The sequence below is a fragment of the uncultured Fibrella sp. genome (assembly GCF_964250085.1).
Classification (GTDB): Bacteria; Bacteroidota; Bacteroidia; order Cytophagales; family Spirosomataceae; genus Fibrella.
Genome location: NZ_CAXUEC010000006.1, coordinates 277,074 through 291,033, shown reverse-complemented (window position 1 = coordinate 291,033; position 13,960 = coordinate 277,074). Strand labels below are relative to the sequence as shown.

Below are 13,960 nucleotides of genomic sequence, written 5' to 3'. Positions count from 1 at the left end.
TCTGGTGTTGAGCGAAGGGACCGAAAATGGTAGCAACAGTAGTTTTATTGATCATTGGTACATTGTTTGTCCTGATGGGCTTCTTCATTATCAAGTTCAAACTGGCTAATCTGATTGCTGGCTACGATCCTGGCCAGGTAAAGGATAGCGATGGATTAGCCACATGGATGGGGAAATGTGCCATTGGCACGGGGGTTTCCGCTTTGGGCATAGCGGTGCTGAATTACCTTTTCTTATCTGCTAGCTCTGACATATTCTCCTTTGTGGCTTTTATGGTCCTGTCCATGATCAGCGGTGTGGTAGCTCTGGCCGGTGCTCAAACGTATTACAAGTAGTTTAGCATTGCGGGTTTAGCATTGCGGGGTTTATTTATCGCTGACAGGAAGCACTTGGGTAGTTCAAAATAGGTTTACCTGGCTATCTGGGGAGATTTTAGCGTATTTTCAACTGTTTTTGTTTTCCAAGACGATGCCAGTAGTTTTAGCTGCTGGCCCGATTCAAATAAGCATGGCTGATAAACTGGAACAATTGCTGGAAGATAGCCTTCTGAACGTGTGGAGTGAACGTGATGACGCCCATCGGCTCGAAGTGATGGCGCAGATTTATGCCCCCGACATTGTCTTTTATGAAACGGATGAGGGAGAAGCCATCAGGGGGCATCAGGGGATCGATGCACTCATTAAAACGCTGCAAGCCCAATGGCCACCCGAGTTCGTCTTTACGCTGAAAAAGCCAGCCGTAATCAACCATGGAGTGAGTCATGTAGCCTGGACATTGGGGCCGGCCGATGCAATCCCTGTTGCCAGCGGAATGGACATCGCCATCATTGATAACGGACTTATCAAAGCGCTATATCTGTATTTAGATGGCCCCACGAGTTAATCTGGCCAACTGGATTATCGGTCAGGCTACTGTCCATTGGATTGACTAAGTACGGCCAGGTACGTTCCGCTTGCCATGAGATTGTGTCAGAGTGGAAGAGAGCCCACGGATGCGTTGAATTTTGCAACTCTTCGATTGATGAGTGCAAGCGCCTACTGTAGGTTCGGCTCTACCTTTGTGCTGTCAATTTTTGCAACAAAGCGATGGAGATTACAAACAACAAAATTTTGATTACCGGCGGCGCGTCAGGCATTGGCCTGGGCCTGACCGAGCGGTTCATTCAGGAAAACAATACCGTAATTATCTGCGGCAGAAGGGAATCTGTGCTGAATGAAGTGGCCGCTAAATATCCTTCGGTGATTACCCGGACGTGTGATTTGTCGGTTGCCGAAGAAAGGGAGCAACTCTACCAGTGGATTGCCGATGAACACCCCGATGTAAATGTGCTGGTCAACAACGCGGGTGTTCAGCAATGGATGTCTGTGTCAGATGAGGATTTTTTTCAACGGGCGAAAAGTGAACTGATAGTCAACGTGGAGGCACCGCTGCACCTTACCTCGCTGTTTATCAAGTTGCCCGCTCTGACCTCAATCATCAACGTAACGTCGGGACTGGCGTTTGTGCCGTTCACAAAAGTGCCCGTGTACTCGGCCACCAAGGCGTTTTTCCATTCGTTCACTCTGTCGTTGCGTTCGTTATTGACAGATAGAGGCATCGAAGTCATCGAACTGATTCCTCCCGCCTTGAACACGGATCTGGGCGGAAAGGGGTTACACGATCACGCGCCGCCCGTTAGCGATTTCATTAACGGCGTATTCGACCAGTTGAAAGAAGGAAAAACAGACGTGACGTTCGGCCCCAGCGATGCCATGGCCAACGGTACACCTGATGAGCTACGCACGATATTCAGCCGAATGAACGCTGCCCGTTGATTCGTTAAGCGGTTGTGTATGACTCTGAGCACGACGCACGGAGCCATACACGACCACAAAAAAGCAAGGCATAAGTGACTACTGCCCCAACGGGATGGGCATTCGTTCACAGAGCGATTTGCCGATGAGTAGAGCGGCTGTACGAACAGCTACCGTGAAGCCAAAAAAAGGCCCGAACGACTGCCCGGCGGGGAAACTGCTAAAATACAGGCCAGGTACGTTACTCTGAAAGTCTGTCTCTAGTAGTGGGAAACCATTGTTTACAGCCAATGACTCCTGGAGCGATGCTGACAGAAAAGGTAGCCGCTTCACATCTACCTGGTAACCAGTGGCCAGCATCACATCGTCGACAAGAAGTTGCTCGCCCGAGCTAAGGCTGACGCGCAGGGAATTATCTGTGTCCAGGCTTGCCGCAATGAGTTCGGTGTGCGGATGCAGCGTCACGTTGGGCTGGCAAACCCGCGCTTCGAGCCACGGCTCGACTTTTAGCCTGCCTTCTGCCCATAACTTATAGCGATACTGTTCCTGCTCTTCGGCCGATAACTCCCGAAACCAGGCGGGCTGATTAGCCATTTGCGCCACAATCGTTTCTACCCACGACCAGTCTGCCTCCTCGAAGCGCGGTGTGTCATGGCGGTAACTGACGTGGACTGCTCTGGCACCTGCCTCGCGCAGTAGTGCAGCCGACTCGAACGCGCTCTGCCGACCGCCCACGATGAGCACACGCCTGTCGCGGTAGACGTCCATCTGAACGGCGTGGCAGGTATGCTGGAAACGCCCCGCTGGCAACAGCGCCAGCAGGTTGGCAGGGAAACAGGTGAAATACTGAAACCCTGTGGCCAGGACCACGTGCTGTGCCTGAATCGTGTCGCCGTTATCGAGTTCAGCCGTGAACGAGTCACCCGTTTTTGACAAGTGCCGAACATAGGTCGACGTCACTGGGATGCCAGTCTGTTCGATAAACCAGGTTAGGTATTCGATGTAGTGCTCCCGCGAAATCGGATCAGATAGGGGTCGGGCTGGGTAGTGTTCGGTAAAAAAGCGGTCGATGGTCCACTGGTTGTCGGTATCGAGATGCCAATTGGTGTTCGAGCGCAGCAACATTCCTTTGGGCATATGCTGCTCCCAGAACTCCATCGGTTTGCCAACGAGTTGGTACTCGTGCCGACGTTGCTGTAGATAGGAAGCCAGCCCTAACCCAAACGGTCCGGCACCGATGATGAGCGTAGTAGTCTCGTGATTCATAGTGGACGAGTTGGGCGATAAAAATGCAGCGTTACTAATCAGCTATAAGCTACCAGACGGTTTGCCAATGTACCAGCAAGGGTATTGACCGGTGCAGGCACGGCTAACGTAAAATAGCTGTCTGTCAGTATTTTGGGGAAAAGGAAGAACCCGGTCTTTACTACTCACCCAAGTCTTTGATCGAGCCGAATCCGATGAGGTCTACAGGTACGTCGTCGCGGAGTTCGGTGGCGCGGATGAGGCTATTTTTTCCGAAGCGCGCTTTAATGGCGTGCAGCGTTTGCCGGAATTTGTCTTTGCGGCTGCTATCCTCAAACAGGGTGTACTGCACGCTGTTGGCCGGTATGAAATCGCTGACGCCCACACCGATCTGCCGCACGTCGGGGTTGAGCAGCGGGCCGCTTCGGTGCATTTCCTGGTAGCGTTTCATCCGGCTCAACACCAGGTCGAACAGCTCAATACCATCCTGCATCGGAATGCTGAACGTCAGTTCATCGTCGTAGCGTTTGCCATTGTGGTAACGTACCCAGCCCTGTAGCCGACGACAGAAAAACTGCTGATGAACCATGCGTCGTTCCAGGGTCAGGCAGAGGGTGCGCAAAATCGTTTCCAGCCCGTCGGGCGATTGCCGCTGCTCGGTCGATACTGACCGGATGGCCTGCATCTGTTTGTACGCGTGGGTGGCCAGGTCTACCTCGCCGCCAAAATTGAGCCGCAGGTGCCAGTGCCAGCCAATAATGCTTTTACAGACAAGCTTCAACCGGTCGGGCGAGGCATAGCGTAGGTCGAGCGGCGAGTTGATCCCGCCAGTTTGCAGCCGGGCCGCCATGTTGGCGCCAATGCCGGGCAGGTCGGTGAGGGTGAGCTTGCCCAATACCTCGTCGATATTGCCGGGCGAAATGATAACCAGCCCGTCGGGTTTCTGAAGGTTGGAGGCCAGTTTGGCCAGAAAGGCGTTGGGCGCAATGCCGATGGAACAGCGCAGGTAGTCGCCCACCTCGGTGCGAATGGCCTGCTTGATGCGCTGTGCCGTTTCGGGCATGCTCTTGTACGCCAGTTGGTAGCGCGTGAGGTCGATCACGGCTTCGTCGATGCTTTTGGGCAGCACATCGTCGGAAAAGCGTTTGAAAACCCTGATGAGTTTTGTATGATACGACCGGTAACGATTGGGGCTGGTCTGAACCGGAACCAGATCAGGACAAAGCGCCATCGCTTCGTTGAGCCGCATGCCCGTTTTTACCCCGCGCTGCTTCGCCTCGATCGACGGCGCGATAACACAGCCATGCGCCCCCGTATATACGCATACGGCCACCGGACGCCCTCGTAGCCAGTAGTTGTCCTGCTGTTCGCAACTGGCGAAAAAGCTGTTCATATCGACAAAAAGCACCGTTGGCTCAAGATGGGTACGCAGGCGGTTGTCATTCATGAAATATCAGCTAAAACTCATAGGGTATGCTTTCCTTTTGATAGTAATTTGTCGTAAACTTGCATTGAAAGGGTGCAATATATTTTACTTGTAACACACTATCCAAATTTTATATCATAAAAATGGAAGACTGTGCAATAAACATCGAGGCAGTGGAAACGATTCAGGATCGACTCAAGCAGGTATTCGAGGCTTTGGGGATGACCATCTATCAGATATCCAAAGACTTAGGGGAAAATCCGTCGAAATTTTATAATATTCTGAGTGGCCGGGCAAAACCCTCTTATGATACGATCATGAGCCTGTTGGCCTGCTACCCTCAGATACGGGCCGATTTTCTGTTGCGGGGTATTCAACCCGTGCTGGCCGATGGCGCAGAGGGTGGCAACAGTAAGTTCATTGTGACAGACGAAAACCTGATCGAGGTTCCGTTTGTGCCCATTAAGTTTTACGCCAGTTTTGTAGAAACGTATACGGAGGGGTTCCGAAAAATGGATATGGATACCTACCGGGTACGTAGTTCGTCGGTTCGTTCCAACAAGCCGGTTGTGGTTATCGAAATTTCGGGAAACAGCATGACGCCTCAACTGGGCAACGGCGCTAAAGTGCTGGCCGAACAGGTTGATCAAAGCAACTGGGAATACCAGTCGGGCGGTATCTATGCGGTCATGTACCGCGACTATTTTGTGGTAAAACGCATTCGCGACAACGAGTTGATGACCAAGCGCTATCTCACGCTTCACTCCGACAATCCGCTGGGTGGCAGTGTCACGGTGGGGCATAAAGACCTGCGCGGCATCTGGAAAATCATCAGCATCGTCGATTCGCCAGTCGAATAAAGTAGTCTACCGTTTAAAGTCCAATGTGCTCTGCTACTTCTCACGTTTGTGGAGTAGCAGAGCACATTGGACTTTAAACGGTAGACATTGAACCTTACAAAATCCCCTTCGCAAAGTTGAGTACGCCGCCGAGCTGTTGTTTTACGGCTGGCTCCGCGGCGGCACCGCCGATGCCTCCGAGTTTACTCACGCCCGACAACGCGTTGCTGATGAGAGAGCCGCCTGTACTCGTTGCCTGGCCACCCAGCGAAGGAAGGCCCCCTTTCAGCAGGTTCAGGCCGCCTGTCAGTGCGCCTGCTGAGCTAAGCAGGCTTCCGCCACCGCCAAGCAAGTTGCTGATCTGATTGGCACCCAGCGCCATTTTTACGAGCGAAACGGCTTTCGTAAGAATGTTGCCTGATACAGCACCACTCGCCACCCCCGGAATTAAGTTCTTCAGATTGCTGGCCTGACTCATTAGCTTATCCTTGAAATCGCCTTTGCTGGTTGCGGCCTGTGCCTCGGCCGCCGCTACGCCCGCATTTAGCGCACTTACGGTAGCGGCTTTGTCGCCTTTGGCATTCGCCGCCACTGCCTGGTCAAGGCTGGCTGCCGCCGAATCGGCCGCCGTGGAAGTTGAGGCAACCGCCGTAGTAGTGGCTGATGCCGTAGATGGTACAGCCTTGGGCAGCGTACCAAATTGAGCAAATGCGCTTGCCGTGCTCAGTAACAGGCTGGCTAGTGTTAGTTTAGGCAGCGTAAACAGGTTGCGTGTCATAATTATGTGTGATATACCTGGCAAGGTTGTCGATGTATTTCGACATAACCAACCTGAGTGAAGACTTTTAACCTACTTTTTAGTAACGAGTTACCCCATGAAATACATCCTTTTTTTTGTTAGCCTCTTAGCCATCGGTACGGTGTCGCGTGTCCAGGCACAGTCTACTTCAGCCGCTGATCGACTTTATGTGGGTACGTATTCGAGACGGGGTAGTGAAGGCATTTACGTGGTTCAACTCGATCGGAAAACCGGTGCCCTGTCAATCATCGGAACGGCCAGGAATAACGAGAACCCATCCTTTCTGGCGCTACATCCCTCTAAAAAGTATTTATATGCCGTCAACGAAGCTAGCGGTGGCACAGCCGGGGCCAATGCCTATGCTATTGATAAGGCCACAGGTACGTTGCAACTGCTGAATCAGCAGGTGACGGATGGCGCTGGCCCCTGTTATATCAGCATCGATAAAGCGGGAAAAATGGCTTTTGTGGCCGCCTATGGCGGTGGGGTATTCACGGCTCTGCCTATTGGCACCGATGGAAAGCTGGGTACGTTGGTCGAACGGGTCAAGTACACGGGCAGCAACCCGGCCAATTCGCGTCAGGACGGGCCACATGCGCACTCGGCTACGGTTTCGCCCGACAGCAAGCAGGTGTACGTAGCTGATCTGGGCAACGACCGGGTCTACATCTATACTATCGGCGGCACCAAACCCGAGCCGAATGCTACTCCCTTTGTGACGGTAAAACAAGGGTCAGGGCCACGCCACATGGCCATTCATCCCAACGGGCGGTTTGCCTACCTGGTCGAGGAACTGACCTCGTCTGTGGCGGTGTTTGCCCGTGACCCCAAAACCGGTTCGCTCACCCTGATCAAAGATGGTATTGCCACGCTCCCCGCTGACTTCAAGGAGCAAAACACATCGGCCGATATTCATATCGATGCAGCCGGAAAATATATCTACCAGTCGAATCGCGGGCATAATGCGCTGGCGGTGCTGAAGGTCGGCAGCGATGGTATTCCCACCCTTGTCGGGCACGTACCTACGGGCGGCAAAACACCCCGTAATTTCTGGCTCGACCCGCGCGGTCAGTTTGTCATTGTGGCCAATCAGGACACCGATAATCTGGTTGTCTTCAAACGCAATGCCAGCACGGGTATGTTGACGACCACGGGTCAGGAATTAAAAATCCCCGCCCCCGTATGTGTTATCTCTGGGCAGTAGGATGATTGGTACACGGATTTAAAGGGATTTACGCGGATTTTTGGATTGAAATGGATTACTAGCTCTAAGCGGAGCCAATCTTCTTTAATCCAAAAATCCGCGTAAACCCCTTTAAATCCGCGTTCCTTTAAACTATCACTCAATCCACATCACCTTGTCGTAGGCGATTTCGTAGTTGATTTCTTCCAGCGGAAGGGTATCGACAAATTCACCGGCGGCGTTGACCCGCACACCATGCCAGAGGCCCGTCGCGTCGCGCAGGAGGATTCGATAGCCGTAGAGCGGATGATACAACGCCTCGTCGGTCCGGTGGTCCCAGCCGGTTTGTAATTCAATGGCAAACGCTACGCGACTGATGACTTCCCGCATTTGATCGAGCAACGTACCTGTGGTGCTGAGGTCTTCGATCCAAAGCACCAGATTGTCGGTTCCCCAGTCGAACTGAATTGGCGACGGCCGTACCGACAGCAGAAGGGCAGTCAGCGCAGCGGTGTCGGCCAACTGGGTTGTTGACGGCGTTTTCGTGTTCATAGTCTGTTGTTTCTATAGAACAAAAAACCATGCCGATTAGTCCGTTAACCCGCTGGTTTCCTGCCACTTTTTAAGCCAGAACCGGTACTTTTTCCGGCCGTAGTCAATGAATCCCGGCAGCGATGTAGCGTCTACGGCGAAGAGGCGATGAGGTGTCTGTTTCATCACGCCAACGAACACAAACCGGAACCGTTTAGTCGTGGCCCATTCGTGGCCGTCGGCATAGCGAAGGCTATCGAGGTAGAATGCCGCCTGCCGGTCGTAGTCGTAATCGTAGCAGCTTTGCAGAAACTGGGCCTGGGTACGTGCCGATGTTGTTTTAAAATCAAAAATCAGCGCGTTCTGCCGTTTCGGGCTGGTGTACACCAGATCCAGGCGCGATTTGCAGGCCAGTTGCGTGGTTGGATCGGTAAACAGAACAACCCGCTCCCGTTCGGCTTCCGCCATTTCCCGACTGGCTGTACCGATCATCTTTGCCTGCTCGGCCATGCGCAGGTAACGGCGACAGAACGGGTCATGGCGAACAGCGTCCATCAGGCCAGATGCGGGATCGCCGTCGAGCTGACGAAGGTCATTGCTGGCCAGGCGGTTGTTGGTCAGGTCGGGTAACAACTGTTCCAGCACCGTGCCCACCGTTTCGGGCTCAAGCAGATGCTGATGGAACGCTTTGCCAAAGCTACGGGCGCGCCCGCTGCTTTGGCGAGTCGACAGTTGGTAGCCCAGTTGTTCTTCTTTGATCCGGGTCAGATCGGAATTGGAAATACGCGGCAGGGCACGGTAATCAAGGCCAGGGTCGCGGGCAACTAACGCCCGTCCGGGTGATACGGCCAGCAGGGATGGAGTCATACGTGAGTGGGTTTTACCTCACCGATACGTCGGGGCGGTCCGACGTATCGGTGAGGTGTACACTATTCTACGCCAGCGGCCAGCAGGCCCGACGCTGGTTCGTCGATAGCGTGAGCAAACGGGTTATAATAGTTGAACGCCGTTTTTATGTTTGCGATGTCGGTTAGTGTTTCCTGGCGGAACACCTTGTAATCCTGAGCGAACTGCTTGAGTTCGGCTGATTTCTCAGGATTGGCCATCTTGTAGGAGAAGTTGGCGATGTAGTAAACTCCCTTCGGCTGAATTTTATTATTCTCTTTTTTCTCCGCCACCGCCGTGATCACTACGTCGGCCAGGGTCAGGTCATCGTAGTAGAGCGGCTCGATGAGCCGAAAGATATTATCGACCGAATAGCCGTGGAAAAGAACGGCGGACACGCAGTTTTTTTCGTCGATAAAAAACAGTTCGGCCCAGTTCTTTGTGCCCATATTCAGGATGTTATCCGTGAAAATGCGCCAGGCGATGGGCTGGAAAGTGAGCGTCCGCCCCAGCTTCTCTGCGCCGTTGATATTGAACACACCTTCTTTGGCATCGAACCGGTATTGGCGCGGATGACCCTCCAGATACTTGTACCGACTGACCACTTCACCCGTGCCTTCATGAATCATTTGGTACGGTTTAACCACCTGAGCGTTTTGAAATGTCTCGATTGTGTTCTTGTTTTGCGTGTTCATTAGTATTTGTTGTTTACTGTTCGAGCAGGGGGTCCGGTTGAGACCCCTTTTGCCTTTTATAGGGGTGTTGTTTACTGGTTTAAAGATACGCATAATTGATCAAATAGAAAAATATAGTATTCGTTTTTTATCGCATAAGAGGCCGCCAAAAAGTTCCCGTATACTCCCCCTTGTTTATCCCCTGAATCACCGACGGAAGGCACGTTAAAACGCCTTCCAGCTCCTATATCCTCTATCTTGGGCACACCGCCCGCAGCGATTCTATCCGACTGTTTTAGTTGTATTATAGTTTGCCGGGAAAAGCGCTCAAATCGGCTGTTTTGGCCGTTTAAAACAAGTCATGAACGGGCGGGGTTATATACGAAACAAATCCCTCAACGCTATGGCAACCAAATCGCCTTTCGATCCCGATCACGTCGACCCTGAGTATTACTCGCAAGACCCTAATCAACAGGGAAAATCAGATTACGGACATGAATCAGAAGGAGTAGGCACCAACACCTATAAAGACAGCACCTCGGGCGCCGACATGGACGATCAAAATCGTGACTATGTAGCCGAAACGCGGGCCGAAACTTTCAGCAATAACAACCCCGACGCACCCGCCGGCGAAAGCGTGGGTACGTATCAGGAATGGGATATCGATCCTGAAAAGTTGAATCCCGACAATGTTGCGCCGCGGGGCATGAGCGATGCCGAAGCGAAGCACCTGGAGAGCTTGCCCGATAACCCGTCTGACGAAGCATTGCTGCACCGGGGCGATGCAACGTACCTGGAGCAAGGCGATGACCCAACCCGGCAGTATGATCCGCACAACGCGGGTTATGATAACAAGCCCGGGAAAGAACAATAAGTAAACTGGTCGGCCGCAGAAGGCGAGTCTTCAGAGCATTCAGTCAGAATCTCTGAAGACTCGCCTTTTTGTTGTGGGTAAAAGCGCATTAATAAGCACTTTTGCAGAATGACGTACTGATACAATCGAAACCAACGTCTTTTCTTCGATGAATCTCACTCAATTGACTACCGGAGGCGCAGTTGCATTAGCCTTGCTCCTCAACGTACCTAACTCCATCGCCGACCGCGATCCTGCCGGTATGCGGTTGACCACCCCCGCCAGGAACGTCACCAAAAACGTACAGAAACCGTGGGAGCCGCTGTTTGATGGCAAAACCCTCACCGGCTGGCATGTCTACCTGAAGCCCGGACAGCCGGTTACCGAAAAATGGGTAGTTCAGGATGGAGCTATTTACCTAACTGCAGGTGGAATAGGTGACCTGGTGACGGATAAAGCCTACGGCGATTTCGATCTGGAAATTGAATGGAAAATTGCCGAAGGCGGAAACAGCGGGATTATCTACCACGTTCAGGAGGATCCCAAGTTTCATGCTACTTACCAGACAGGCCCTGAAATGCAGGTGCTCGACAATGAACGTCACCCCGATGCCAAGCAGGGTCGTGACGGAAACCGGACCGCCGGTGCCTTGTATGATTTGCAGAAGCCCGTTACGCTCAACGCTGCCAAACCAGCCGGTGAATGGAATAAAGCCCGGCTGATGATCAAGGATGGCAAAGCCGAGCAATACCTGAACGGCAAAAAAACGGCCGAATACCCTACATCCGGCCCGGAATGGGACAAGATGGTGTCGGAAAGCAAATTCAAAACCTGGCCCGATTTTGGTAAATACGCGACGGGGAAAATTGCGCTTCAGGACCACGGAAACCAGGTTTGGTATCGCAACATCCGTATTCGCGAATTATAAAGCTCAATTTTCAATGTACAGTGGATGATGAACACTGTACATTGAAACCTCTCTCATTCACCGTATGCAACGCCGCCGCGCCCTCCGAAATCTAACAGGTACTGCCCTCTCAATGAGCGCTATACCTTCTTTTGCACAACTCATGAAAGACTCCGATCCTACGGCTCCTAAAGCAGCAGTGGCCGCTCCGTTGAAGGGGAACATCAACCATTCGGTATGCCGGTGGTGCTACAGCAAAATTCCGCTGGAGGAGCTTTGCCAGGCAGCCAAGTCGATGGGTATCAAGTCGATCGACCTCACCGGACCAGAAGAATGGCCGGTGCTGAAAAAGTACGGCCTCACGTCGGCGCTGCCGCAGGGAGCCGGAAAGGGCATCAACGATGGCTTCAACGACCCCAAATTCCATGACGAACTGGTGGCCAGCTACGAAGCAATCTTTCCTAAACTCAAGGCCGCTGGCATGACTACCGTTATCTGCTTTTCGGGTAACCGCCGGGGCATGTCGGATGCCGTTGGGTTGGAAAACTGCGCTGTAGGGTTGAAACGCCTGATGCCCAGTGCCGAAAAGCATGGTATCACCATGATCATGGAATTGCTGAACAGCAAAGTGAACCATAAAGACTACATGTGCGACCATACGGCCTGGGGTGTTGAACTCTGTAAAAAAGTGGGGTCCGACAAGTTCAAGCTGCTCTATGATATCTACCATATGCAGATCATGGAAGGCGACATCATCCGCACTATTCAGGAGAGTCATCAGTACATCGGTCACTACCACACGGGCGGCAATCCGGGCCGGAACGAGATCGACGAAACGCAGGAGATTTATTATCCGGCCGTGATGAAAGCCATTGTAGCAACCGGTTTCAAGGGGTATGTAGCGCAGGAATTCATTCCCAAGCGCGACCCGCTCACCAGCCTGCGCGAAGCCGTTCTGCTGTGCGACGTGTAGCACTAATTTGGTCATCAAATAGTCATCAGGTGGTCATTGATAGTCATTCATTGCTTAAAACGAATGACTATCAATGACCACCTGATGACTATTTAATGACCACTTTTTTTTAAATAGTATGCCTGAACCGCAACCTAATAATCCCCTGCATGGCCTAACGCTGGCTACTATTCTGGAACACCTCGTTGACCGCTATGGCTGGGAAGAATTGGCCGAACGAATACCGATCAACTGCTTCAGGACAAACCCCAGCATTAAATCGAGCCTGACCTTTCTGCGCAAAACCGACTGGGCCCGGCAGCGCGTTGAAGGGCTGTACCTGAAGAGTTTACGCTAAGCCAGTTGGCCAGTTACCGACCCAGGGTTGAGCCTCTTCCAGTTGCGCGGCAAGCTGAAACAGCAACGCTTCATTACCCAGTGCCGCCGTGAACATAGACCCCACCGGCAAGCCATCGGCCGAGTGGTGCAGCGGCACCGACATCGACGGCTGGCCCGTTATGTTGGCGATGGGCGGGAAGGGAATATAGCCAAACGATTTTTCGGCAAGCTGGTCAATCTGTTTGCTGCCTTTCAGCAGTTTCAAGCCGCCAACGGTATCGATGACCTTGATCAACTGGTTTTCGGCGGGTGTATTCTGCAACTCACCAATACGGATGGGCGGACGCGATAGGGTCGGCATCAACAGCAGATCATACGTTTCGTGTAGTTGGCCCATGCGGCGGGCCAGTGTATTCCAGTGCCGTTTCTGGTACGAAAAATCAGCGGCAGAATAAGCCTCCGAGATGCGGGATAACGCCCACGTATTCAACTCCATATCTTCGCGACGGGCAGGTCGTTTCAGGTAATCGGCCAGTTCTCGGACGGTAGCGCCGGTTTCACCCAGCACCATTGTCAGGTACATTTCGCTCAGTACCGTATGATCGTAGGGCAGCGCGATTTCGGTTACCGTATGGCCGAGGCTTTCGAGTAGTTTAGCCGTTTTTTGTACACCCAGCACACACTCTGTATGGGTCTGCTGGCCAGGAAAAGGATGTTGTGTAGTCAGGGCAATGTGCAGTTTTTTCGGCCTTTTCCCCACCTGACTCAAAAATGACTCAGGCGACGTACCCATCGTATAAGGATCGCCCGGCGACATACCGGCAATAACGTCCAGAAAGGCAGCGCTATCGCGAACCGTTCGGGATACCACATGGCTTCGCACAGCTCCCTGCCACATTTCGCCAAAGCCCGGCCCCAGTGAGGCACGCCCCCGCGACGGCATCAGTCCAAACAGGCCGCAACAGGAGGCCGGAATGCGAATGCTACCCCCGCCGTCGCTGGCCGAGGCAGCCGGTACAATGCCCGCTGCCACCGCCGCCGCCGACCCGCCGCTACTGCCACCCGGCGAGTAGGCCAGGTTCCAGGGGTTGCGGGCCGGTCCATACAACTGCGATTCGGTATAGGGCGACAGACCAAACTCGGGCGTGTTGGTTTTACCGAAGAAAATTAAGCCGGCCTGTTTGTATTTCGCTACTGCAAAACTATCGGCCGTAGAGACGTACCCGGCATACCCCCGGCAACCCGATTTCATGGGCGTACCGGCCCATTCCAGTTCAAGGTCTTTCAGCAGAAACGGTACACCACGGAACGGCATATCGGCCGCCGCTGCTCCGTCGGGCAATTGATCGAGCATCCGCCTGCCCTGTTCGTAAAGCGGCGTTACAATAGCGTTTATCGCCGGATTCTGAACTTCAGCTTCTGCAATGGCTGCATCGAGTAGTTCAAGCGGCGTTACATCGCCCCGGCGCACCAGTTCGGCAAGGCCCAGCGCATCATGTTGGCGGTATTCGGTGGAAGTCATAATGCAAGTTTA

Annotated in this window: 16 protein-coding genes; 9 read left to right on the top strand and 7 right to left on the bottom strand. The window is 53.0% G+C overall.

All coding sequences use genetic code 11. From position 1 onward, the window contains the following. Nucleotides 1-26: 26 nt before the first annotated feature. The 3 genes from ACFE8Q_RS19665 to ACFE8Q_RS19655 all read left to right on the top strand — a co-directional run bounded on the left by ACFE8Q_RS19665 (nucleotide 27) and on the right by ACFE8Q_RS19655 (nucleotide 1,814). Nucleotides 27-335 (top strand): DUF3784 domain-containing protein, encoded by a 309-nt coding sequence (locus tag ACFE8Q_RS19665; protein ID WP_375447143.1) that lies wholly within the window; start codon nucleotides 27-29, stop codon nucleotides 333-335. 172 nt (nucleotides 336-507) lie between these two features. Further along, complete coding sequence (locus ACFE8Q_RS19660) at nucleotides 508-882, top strand: nuclear transport factor 2 family protein (RefSeq protein WP_375447142.1); 375 nt, start codon at nucleotides 508-510, stop codon at nucleotides 880-882. 203 nt (nucleotides 883-1,085) lie between these two features. Continuing rightward, nucleotides 1,086-1,814, top strand: a complete 729-nt coding sequence (locus ACFE8Q_RS19655; RefSeq protein ID WP_375447141.1) for an SDR family oxidoreductase — start codon at nucleotides 1,086-1,088, stop codon at nucleotides 1,812-1,814. A 78-nt stretch (nucleotides 1,815-1,892) separates the two neighbouring features. Here the strand turns inward: ACFE8Q_RS19655 and ACFE8Q_RS19650 are convergent, their stop codons facing one another. Continuing rightward, the gene (locus ACFE8Q_RS19650; protein WP_375447140.1) at nucleotides 1,893-3,059 is read right to left on the bottom strand and encodes an NAD(P)-binding domain-containing protein; all 1,167 of its coding nucleotides are present in this window, start codon (nucleotides 3,057-3,059) and stop codon (nucleotides 1,893-1,895) included. A 160-nt stretch (nucleotides 3,060-3,219) separates the two neighbouring features. Further along, nucleotides 3,220-4,485, bottom strand: coding sequence for a DNA polymerase IV (locus tag ACFE8Q_RS19645; RefSeq protein WP_375447139.1), 1,266 nt, complete (start codon nucleotides 4,483-4,485; stop codon nucleotides 3,220-3,222). A 122-nt stretch (nucleotides 4,486-4,607) separates the two neighbouring features. Between ACFE8Q_RS19645 and ACFE8Q_RS19640 the strand changes: the two genes are divergently transcribed. Next, entirely contained in the window at nucleotides 4,608-5,324 is a 717-nt protein-coding gene (locus tag ACFE8Q_RS19640) for a S24 family peptidase (protein WP_375447138.1), read from the top strand. A gap of 94 nt (nucleotides 5,325-5,418) precedes the next feature. Here the strand turns inward: ACFE8Q_RS19640 and ACFE8Q_RS19635 are convergent, their stop codons facing one another. Further along, nucleotides 5,419-6,081, bottom strand: coding sequence for a hypothetical protein (locus ACFE8Q_RS19635; protein ID WP_375447137.1), 663 nt, complete (start codon nucleotides 6,079-6,081; stop codon nucleotides 5,419-5,421). A gap of 97 nt (nucleotides 6,082-6,178) precedes the next feature. Here ACFE8Q_RS19635 and ACFE8Q_RS19630 point away from each other — a divergent pair, with 97 nt between their 5' ends. Then, nucleotides 6,179-7,306: a lactonase family protein gene (locus tag ACFE8Q_RS19630; protein WP_375447136.1), complete on the top strand. Its 1,128-nt coding sequence runs from the start codon at nucleotides 6,179-6,181 to the stop codon at nucleotides 7,304-7,306. Between the two features lie 135 nt (nucleotides 7,307-7,441). Here ACFE8Q_RS19630 and ACFE8Q_RS19625 read toward each other — a convergent pair whose 3' ends face one another. The 3 genes from ACFE8Q_RS19625 to ACFE8Q_RS19615 form a co-directional block, all read right to left on the bottom strand. Then, complete coding sequence (locus ACFE8Q_RS19625; RefSeq protein ID WP_375447135.1) at nucleotides 7,442-7,837, bottom strand: hypothetical protein; 396 nt, start codon at nucleotides 7,835-7,837, stop codon at nucleotides 7,442-7,444. 36 nt (nucleotides 7,838-7,873) lie between these two features. After that, nucleotides 7,874-8,683, bottom strand: coding sequence for a PD-(D/E)XK nuclease-like domain-containing protein (locus ACFE8Q_RS19620; RefSeq protein ID WP_375447134.1), 810 nt, complete (start codon nucleotides 8,681-8,683; stop codon nucleotides 7,874-7,876). 62 nt (nucleotides 8,684-8,745) lie between these two features. Then, entirely contained in the window at nucleotides 8,746-9,396 is a 651-nt protein-coding gene (locus ACFE8Q_RS19615) for a hypothetical protein (protein ID WP_375447133.1), read from the bottom strand. A gap of 382 nt (nucleotides 9,397-9,778) precedes the next feature. Between ACFE8Q_RS19615 and ACFE8Q_RS19610 the strand changes: the two genes are divergently transcribed. From ACFE8Q_RS19610 to ACFE8Q_RS19595, 4 genes are all read left to right on the top strand, one after another. Continuing rightward, nucleotides 9,779-10,249 (top strand): hypothetical protein, encoded by a 471-nt coding sequence (locus ACFE8Q_RS19610; protein WP_375447132.1) that lies wholly within the window; start codon nucleotides 9,779-9,781, stop codon nucleotides 10,247-10,249. A 241-nt stretch (nucleotides 10,250-10,490) separates the two neighbouring features. After that, nucleotides 10,491-11,156, top strand: coding sequence for a DUF1080 domain-containing protein (locus ACFE8Q_RS19605; RefSeq protein ID WP_375447228.1), 666 nt, complete (start codon nucleotides 10,491-10,493; stop codon nucleotides 11,154-11,156). A gap of 64 nt (nucleotides 11,157-11,220) precedes the next feature. Then, nucleotides 11,221-12,108, top strand: a complete 888-nt coding sequence (locus ACFE8Q_RS19600; protein ID WP_375447131.1) for a hydroxypyruvate isomerase family protein — start codon at nucleotides 11,221-11,223, stop codon at nucleotides 12,106-12,108. Nucleotides 12,109-12,226: 118 nt separating this feature from the next. Further along, nucleotides 12,227-12,445, top strand: coding sequence for a VF530 family DNA-binding protein (locus ACFE8Q_RS19595; RefSeq protein ID WP_375447130.1), 219 nt, complete (start codon nucleotides 12,227-12,229; stop codon nucleotides 12,443-12,445). Here the strand turns inward: ACFE8Q_RS19595 and ACFE8Q_RS19590 are convergent. Next, the gene (locus ACFE8Q_RS19590) at nucleotides 12,437-13,948 is read right to left on the bottom strand and encodes an amidase (protein WP_375447129.1); all 1,512 of its coding nucleotides are present in this window, start codon (nucleotides 13,946-13,948) and stop codon (nucleotides 12,437-12,439) included. The two genes, ACFE8Q_RS19595 and ACFE8Q_RS19590, sit on opposite strands and share 9 nt — an antisense overlap. Nucleotides 13,949-13,960: the final 12 nt, after the last annotated feature.